This window comes from Bacillus sp. 491mf, assembly GCF_900112415.1.
In the GTDB taxonomy this organism is placed as follows: domain Bacteria; phylum Bacillota; class Bacilli; order Bacillales; family Bacillaceae_G; genus Bacillus_A.
The window spans coordinates 1-7,553 of the sequence record NZ_FOLV01000079.1 but is presented as its reverse complement, the minus strand read 5'-3'; the positions used below and the strand labels follow the sequence as shown (position 1 = coordinate 7,553).

8 protein-coding genes are annotated in these 7,553 nt (G+C 34.2%); 3 read left to right on the top strand and 5 right to left on the bottom strand.

Annotated elements, in window-relative coordinates:
- Nucleotides 1-148: 148 nt before the first annotated feature.
- The 3 genes from BM211_RS25485 to BM211_RS25475 all read right to left on the bottom strand — a co-directional run bounded on the left by BM211_RS25485 (nt 149) and on the right by BM211_RS25475 (nt 4,052).
- Nucleotides 149-2,119, bottom strand: a complete 1,971-nt coding sequence (locus BM211_RS25485; protein ID WP_035432594.1) for an FtsX-like permease family protein — start codon at nt 2,117-2,119, stop codon at nt 149-151.
- Between the two features lie 229 nt (nt 2,120-2,348).
- Nucleotides 2,349-3,353, bottom strand: a complete 1,005-nt coding sequence (locus BM211_RS25480) for a sensor histidine kinase (RefSeq protein ID WP_035432596.1) — start codon at nt 3,351-3,353, stop codon at nt 2,349-2,351.
- A gap of 3 nt (nt 3,354-3,356) precedes the next feature.
- Nucleotides 3,357-4,052, bottom strand: a complete 696-nt coding sequence (locus tag BM211_RS25475; protein ID WP_035432598.1) for a response regulator transcription factor — start codon at nt 4,050-4,052, stop codon at nt 3,357-3,359.
- A gap of 316 nt (nt 4,053-4,368) precedes the next feature.
- On the opposite strand from BM211_RS25475, the gene BM211_RS25470 reads away from it, so the two are divergent.
- Nucleotides 4,369-4,935 carry a uroporphyrinogen-III synthase gene (locus tag BM211_RS25470; RefSeq protein ID WP_256217212.1) on the top strand — a complete coding sequence of 189 codons (567 nt, stop codon included), beginning with the start codon at nt 4,369-4,371 and terminating at the stop codon, nt 4,933-4,935.
- A gap of 61 nt (nt 4,936-4,996) precedes the next feature.
- On the opposite strand, the gene BM211_RS25465 is transcribed toward BM211_RS25470, so the two are convergent.
- Nucleotides 4,997-5,353, bottom strand: coding sequence for a hypothetical protein (locus BM211_RS25465; RefSeq protein ID WP_035432602.1), 357 nt, complete (start codon nt 5,351-5,353; stop codon nt 4,997-4,999).
- A gap of 239 nt (nt 5,354-5,592) precedes the next feature.
- Nucleotides 5,593-6,018: a thioredoxin family protein gene (locus BM211_RS25460; RefSeq protein ID WP_035432603.1), complete on the bottom strand. Its 426-nt coding sequence runs from the start codon at nt 6,016-6,018 to the stop codon at nt 5,593-5,595.
- Nucleotides 6,019-6,297: 279 nt separating this feature from the next.
- Between BM211_RS25460 and BM211_RS25455 the strand changes: the two genes are divergently transcribed.
- Together BM211_RS25455 and BM211_RS25450 are read left to right on the top strand one after the other, a co-directional pair.
- Nucleotides 6,298-6,561, top strand: coding sequence for an autorepressor SdpR family transcription factor (locus BM211_RS25455; protein ID WP_035432604.1), 264 nt, complete (start codon nt 6,298-6,300; stop codon nt 6,559-6,561).
- A 10-nt stretch (nt 6,562-6,571) separates the two neighbouring features.
- A complete protein-coding gene (locus BM211_RS25450; RefSeq protein WP_035432605.1) occupies nt 6,572-7,210 on the top strand; it encodes an SdpI family protein in 639 nt (212 codons plus the stop codon).
- The last annotated feature ends 343 nt before the right edge of the window (nt 7,211-7,553 follow it).

Here is a 7,553-nt window from a genome sequence, read left to right as displayed (position 1 = left end):
CCTAAACAGTCGGCTCCGCTTTTCTTTATGATCCAGCTCCAGCGGCTAGAACAGTCGGTGGCTTCGCGTCTTCCGCCGAGGCAAAAAGCGCCTCTATGTCAGAAGCTCCATCCTCCTCTTGTTCTGAACGAGCCGCTTCCGCTTTTCTTTATAGTTTAATATGCTTGGACAACTTTTTCATATATAATGAGCGAATTAAAAGGAAAAAGAGAATTTCAACCGTTCCAAAAATGATAAGGACAACACTAACTTCAGTAAACAAGGTTAATGTTGTTACGCCTTTCCACATTTTTGAAGCAAATATCGTATGGATAGAAGCCATTATATAGGGTACAAAAAATAAGATAGCAAGCTGAATGGTAGCTGACCATTTCATTTCTGACTGTGTTAAACCAATTTTTGTAATCGTAATATATTTGTCTTGTTCATTCGTTAAATCCGTATACATTCGGAAATATAGCACGCTTCCAGCCCCGATAAAGAATATAATACCAAGGAACGTACCAATAAAGAAAAAGGAAGCATTTTGGAGTTTCGCTTCGTATAGTGAATTACTTCTTTCAAAAGCTTCATATAAACGCTCTTTCGAATGAATTTGTTGGCGATCCGCATAAAGCTTTTTGATGAATGATTCTGCAATTGTATGCGCATTTTCCCAATTCTGTACTTTAAAGTTATATAACGTCATATGTTTCATAGCATAGGATAGGGATTGTACCGTATTGTCGGATAAGACGATTACATTTGAAATAATCCCAGAGGGTGTCACAATTTTATCACCTACACCTTGCACGTGTAATTTCAAGGACTGTGGAGAAAGGATAATCGGCTGTTTTTGGCGCGATTGGTCCCATTTCCCAAACATAAGTTCATAAGAGTACCCAGGGAGTATATATGTTTCATCATCTTTCAAGACCAGCTTTTTATAATGTAATGCAGTAGCTAACTGATTATAATCACTTTGCTTTAATACATATACTTCATCTTGATAGGGAAAATCTGAACCATTTTGTAACGATACACCATACAAGTCTACTTTTATTTTGTTGTATTCAAATTTCTCCTTTTTTAGTTGCTGTTCTAACCAGTTGATATGCGGCGAAGCGATCGGATTCGCATCATAAGAAAGATAAGTGAATGCGAATGGGTTATCATTCATAATTTGTGCCTTTGTAAATTTCCCAAATCCATAGATAAAAGTAATCATCGTAAAGGCGAGAGTGGACAACATCGTTACGACAAAGAGCATATTAATATTTGTACGAATACGGCTTGCTAAGTCAGAAATCCACAGCATATTAATTCGTTTCATATAAAACTTCCGTCTTTTTTTCAACAGATGAATGAGCAGAAAGCTAGTTTGTGAAAAGAAAAAGTATGTCCCAACGGTCACTAGTGTTGGAATGACAAAAATGCTAGAGAGAACGTATAGTATACCAATCGTATCACTTATTGAGAGAAAGTACTTTGGACATCCTGCTAGCGTGTATCCAGATAGTAAGCATAAAATGCCAAACAAGGAAACGATGATAGATGGTTTTTTTTCATTTTGCTTTATTTTTCCTTCTTTTAAAAGACGTACAGCTTTTCTCGTTCGAATTAAAACAGGGGTGAAAGCTGATACGAAGACAAAGAGTCCAAGAAAGGTTGATGTTGTTAACAGAATTGCACCTTTTGGAAAATATAAATATAATCCAGGCATGTGCGTAATTTTTGCTGTTACTAATAAGAAAAGTTGTGAAAATACAATACCAACTTGAATCCCGATAAAAATAGAAAGAAGTCCAATTAACATATTCTCAATGAAAATGAGGCGTTTTAATTGCTTTTTGGATATCCCTAAAACAGTTAAAATGCCAAATTGTTTTTTTCGAACTTTTAAAAACGTACCGGTAGAATATAGTAAAAAGAAAAATGAAAAGAATACAATAACAGCCTCAGATACTCTCATTAAGGTGTCGATACCGGAAGTTGTGGTAGCATTTTGTAAACGAGGATGAAATAAATACACGGCAAATGAAAAGAAAATTGTAATGGAAAAGGAACTGCTTAGAAAGTAGGCAAAATAAGCACGGGAGTTACGTGTTACGTTCTTAAATGCAAATTGCCAAAATGTCATATTTTTATCCTCTCAGTCTTAAAGTCATTCTTATATGTTGTAAAAGTGTATAAGGAAAGGATTCCTCATACACTTTGTCATAAAGCTATATAAACCCATTTGTCGTGGCTATGCAAACAAAACAAGACCACCACTTGCTGTCTGTCTCTCTTTGTTTTAAACCATGCCCGTGGCAGAAGCTCTCGCTCATCTAAAAGAAAAGGTTTTTAGGTCGTTTTTTCAATATAAGTTACTCTCCATCCGTTTTATTTAGTGCAGCATTATGGAAAATAATTTTAATACTTGTTCCTTTACCAACCTCAGAATCTAATTTGACAGAATGACCTAAATAAGAGCAAATTTTACTTACAATATATAAGCCCATACCAGTAGATTCTCCAAACGTTCGTCCATTTTTTCCTGTATAAAATGGTTCAAACACACGGCGAATATCTTCTTGCGGAATACCGACACCTTCATCACGCACTTCTAAAATAACATCTTTCCCGTTTTGAACAGCAGATAAGAATACTTTTTTTCCTCTTTCTCCTGAATACCGAACCGCATTTGTCATTAACTGATAAATAATGAATTTCAGCCACTTTGCATCAGAAGCAACCATTACATCAGAATGCACTTCTAAAACAGGGAAGACACCGTTTCGGATAAATAGTTCTTTTAAGCTATTTATATTTTTTGTAACTGCGTCTTTTAACGAAATAGTTTCTACATGAAAGTCTTCATGGAAATTATTTAACCGCGCCATATATAATGCCATATCTAGTCCTTGGTTTAATTTTTCAATCTCTTGTTTAAATTTTGGAATAAGATGCTCATCTTCCATTTCAAGCACCATTAACTGCATAATAGAAACAGGCGTTTTCATTTGATGTACCCATTGGTTAATAAACATTTGATGCTCTTGCTGTTTTACTTCATATGCCTGTAATTCTTTTTGAAACAGACGATATTGTATACGAACCAGCTCATTTACGCCATGCGGCATAGGGGCAGTTGCTCGTTCAATGAACGCATCTTCTATTTTGTCAGGCAGTTGACTTAGCCTTTTATATAATCTGCGATTTCGAACGTAGCGATAAGCGAGAAAACAAATGAATAGGTACAAACTTAGTACAATAAAATAAAATTTGTTGTTTTTAAAACCATCAACGGTATCGTACAAAACGAAGATGATAACAAAGTTTAAAATGTAAAGAAGGAAGAAGTCAATGTGATCACGTAGAAATAACTTCATACTTTATTCGCTCCAAGTTGCGTTTAATCGATAGCCTAAGCCGCGTACAGTTTCGATTGCATTTTCGATTCCAAGCTCAGTGAACTTTTTACGAAGACGCGTAATATTTACGTTTAATGTATTTTCTTCAACAAAACTTTCATCATCCCAAAGTGCCGACAACAAATCTTCTCTGTTTGCTGTGCGAGGGTGTTTAGAAAGAAGCATCTCTGCTAGAATTGCCTCTTTTTTTGTGAGCAATACGTTCTCATTTCTAAAGTGAAGCTCTGGTCTTTCAGGATATAGTTTTAATCCGTCCACTTCAACGATGCGTTCTGTCATACTCGGTGCATAGTCACCGTATATGCGGCGTAGTTGCCCTTTAATTTTTGCCATTACAACATCATAATGAAACGGTTTAGTAATATAATCATCAGCACCGCTTTCAATCGCCATAATTTGCTCCATTTCACCAGCGCGAGCAGAAATGAAAACAATTGGACAAGTGGATTCATGACGAATTTGGCGGCACCAGTAGAAACCATCAAACTTCGGTAAATTTACATCTAATAAAACAAGATGTGGTTTTGTATGATTAAATGAAGCCATAATATCATCAAAGTTATCTGCGATAATTGCTTCGTAACCGTATTTTTGAATGTGAGATTGTAGTAAAGATGAAATACTAGGATCATCTTCTACGATTAAAATTTTATACATATGTAAATGCCTCCTCTAACTTTGTGTATATAGTATATATAGTGTAACATTTGTTTTCTTCGTTTTCATTATGTTGACGATACCCCATGTATAAATTTTCTCAACGTAAAGATTACATATATTTCTAATGAATATATTCAAAAACACAAACTACTAATTTACAATTAATTATGAATTGTACAACAAGATGAAATGCCTTAATAATATTTTATAGTAGAGGAGTCTATAAATGAAAAAAATATTTTCCTTCTTGATGATTGTATCGGTGTGTATATTTGTATCTGCGTGTTCCAGTCAAACAAAATCAGAGACAGAAATGAAATCTGACAGTGGAAAAAATTCCACAACGTCTCAACCAAATGTAAAAGTTAAGCCTTATAAAGAACCATTAACTCAAGTAGGAGATAAAGCGCAGCATGCATTTGGAATGTTTGTCTTGAACCAATTGAGTGAACCAAATACGACTATTGAACTGGGACCACTCAATATCAAAGTGGAGCGAATTAAAATCGTACGGGGCACAGAAGTAAGTGATATCGGAAAGTATAATTTAGAAGAACGAGGATTGAATACAGAGGAAATGAATGCAATTCAACTAACAACCACTTTAGAAAATACTTCGGATCAACCGCTCGATTTGGGGAAAGGTCCCATAAAAACACTAGTTTTAAGTAACGGAGAACAAGTAGATGTGTATAAAATGGATGCAGATCCGAAAGATCGGAGCTTAAAGGCAAGAGAAAAAATGAAATTTACGTTAATCTGTTTTCTATCTCAAGCTCCGAAAGATCTAAAAGATGTAAAAGTGACTACAGATGTAGTGCGAGATAAAACGACCAATAATGAGGTAAGCGCTCTGAAAACCGTAGAGATTAAAATGTGAGTAAAAAAGGAATGAACCAAGCCTGCATGGCTTGGTTCATTCCTTTTTTATTATTTTATAATTAAAATGAACAATAGCTAACAACTGGACTAGATGAACCAGTTTTAATAAAATAATCAGGAGCATAACCATAATTTAGATCGCCGCGCCAATAATTATCATGTACCAAATCCCAAACTTTACTTCCATAGTAGGATTCACCATTAACATAGCAGTATAAAAAGAGGCTGTTCCCATCTGGAATATCTGTTTCAGTCCGCGTACCATTGATTGTTGGAGTGTTACGAAGATCCAAACCTGCGCCACCAGTCTTTTGAACTGGATAGTACCCCTGAGCATGGGAGACATCCTGATTTGCAAATAAAACAGAACCAGCTACTGCTATTGAAGCTATTGAGAATGCAATCTTTTTAAACATGTCTTACCTCCTAATATATTTTTGGTTAGTTTAATAGGGGATTCCCCCCTCATGCCTATCAAACTAAGATAGGTAAATAGTTAATCTTTCTTGGTAAGCATGAGGGAGTGCCCCCTAAAAATATATGACTCTACTATAAAATACATATAAAAAATGGTAAAAACAACAATAAAAGTGATATTTTGTTATTTCTCAACTTTAATCTTTATTTACATAACATGAATAAAGACTTGAAGAATTTATTTATTATTTTCAAACCAGTCCTTAAATGTTTCTCGAGATTGTTCCCCTAAAACTCGATTCATTTCTTTTCCATCTTTATAAGAAATAATTGTAGGTGTCCCTTTTATTTGAAACATATTCCAACCGTTTGGATAATCTTCTAAATTCATAACTTGCATATCAATATTCATGCTTTTAGCCAAAGGAACTACAATTGGGGAAATTTTTGAGCAATGAGGACATGCTGGCTTGTAAAAATAAACAATTTTTGCTTTGTGATTCGAAATATCTTGTTGTAATTGTTCTGGTGTAATTTGATTTTCATAATAATTAATTGTTTCTACACTTGTTGTTTTCTCGCTGTTTGTTTCCTTATTTGTGAGAAAGGTAATCACTACAAGTATCGAGAGGATAGTGATCGCAAAAATAAGCATTTTTTTCATATACTTTGTCTCTCCCCCATTTCATTTAATAAATTGAAGTTTCTGGTATAACGAGAATTTATAATTACAATGACGAGTTTAAAAGTTATTATAAATTATTGATTGATTATTTCGAATAGTTTTTATGGAAGATTTTCGGGATTGATATTGAGAAAATTTTCCTTTGGGGTGCTTTAACATATTAGCTTGCTAGGTATTCAAGCAATTGACAAATGTAAGAAATGAATTAGACATTTAGATAAATATCTAAATGTCTAATTAGCGAAAGGAAGAAAGGCATTGAATCAAGCATTTAAAGCATTAGCAGACCCAACAAGGCGCAAAATTTTAGACTTATTAAAAGAAGGCGACTTAACAGCAGGAGAAATTGCTGATCACTTCAATATGACAAAGCCGAGTATCTCTCATCACTTAAATGCGCTCAAAAACGCAGCGCTCATTCAAGATGAGAAAAAAGGACAGTTCGTTGTGTATTCATTAAATACGACTGTGTTTCAAGATTTGTTATCGTGGGTGTTTACATTTACGAATAGAGGGGAATAGGGGGATAAGAATGAAAAAACACATATTTCCATGTGCTCTAATTCTTTTAACAATAATAGCTTGGATCATCGTCTGGCCCAAGTTACCGGCTGAGGTTCCGGTTCACTGGGGGGCAGATGATAAAGTAAATAATTATGCCTCTAAGCAGTTCTCGATGATATTTGATATTGGTATAATGATTTTTTTATACGTAGTTTTTACTCTTGTTCCAAGGATTGACCCTAAAAAAGATAACTATGAAAAATTTAGAAAAAGTGTAACTATCATGAGTAATGCTATTTTATTTGTTTTATTTGTAATGAATATGTCTGCACTACTTGTTGGATTAGGATATGATATACCGATAGGGTCTGTTGGCGGGATGATAGTAGGACTACTATTTCTGATCATTGGCAACTATTTACCGCAATGTAAACCAAATTATTTCATCGGTATTCGTACGCCGTGGACATTAAGCAATGAAGAAGTATGGCGCAAAACTCATCGTTTTAGCGGAAAAGTATTTATTGTTTTAGGAATCATGATGTGCGGAAGTATTTTTGCGCCTGTTACTTGGAGAACATATATCATATTGACTGCTGTTTTAGGTGGTGTGGTAGTCACAATGCTGTATTCTTATTTCGCTTATAAGAAAGAGATGAGAGTGTAGTTGAAAAAATACATGTAATATAAAGAAATATTTCGATGATAGCGTAAAACAAGGAAAGAGAGTAACTTTCCTTGTTTTTATATTTACAGGATTTTCACCTGAACAGATATATATTGTTTTTAATCGTTTTCATTCAAGAACGAGAATTTTGATATGAAATATTGCATATTAAAACTTATTGATAAACGCATATGCGCTTACTATAATAAAAGCATAAAGACGTAACACATCGTACTATTCAAAAAGAGGAGGAAATAAAATGGCGATCGCAATGGCAGTTTTTAAATTTTTAAGTGGAATCATTCCATTCGTACAAGAGCTTCTAAAAGCAGTAATGTAAGTT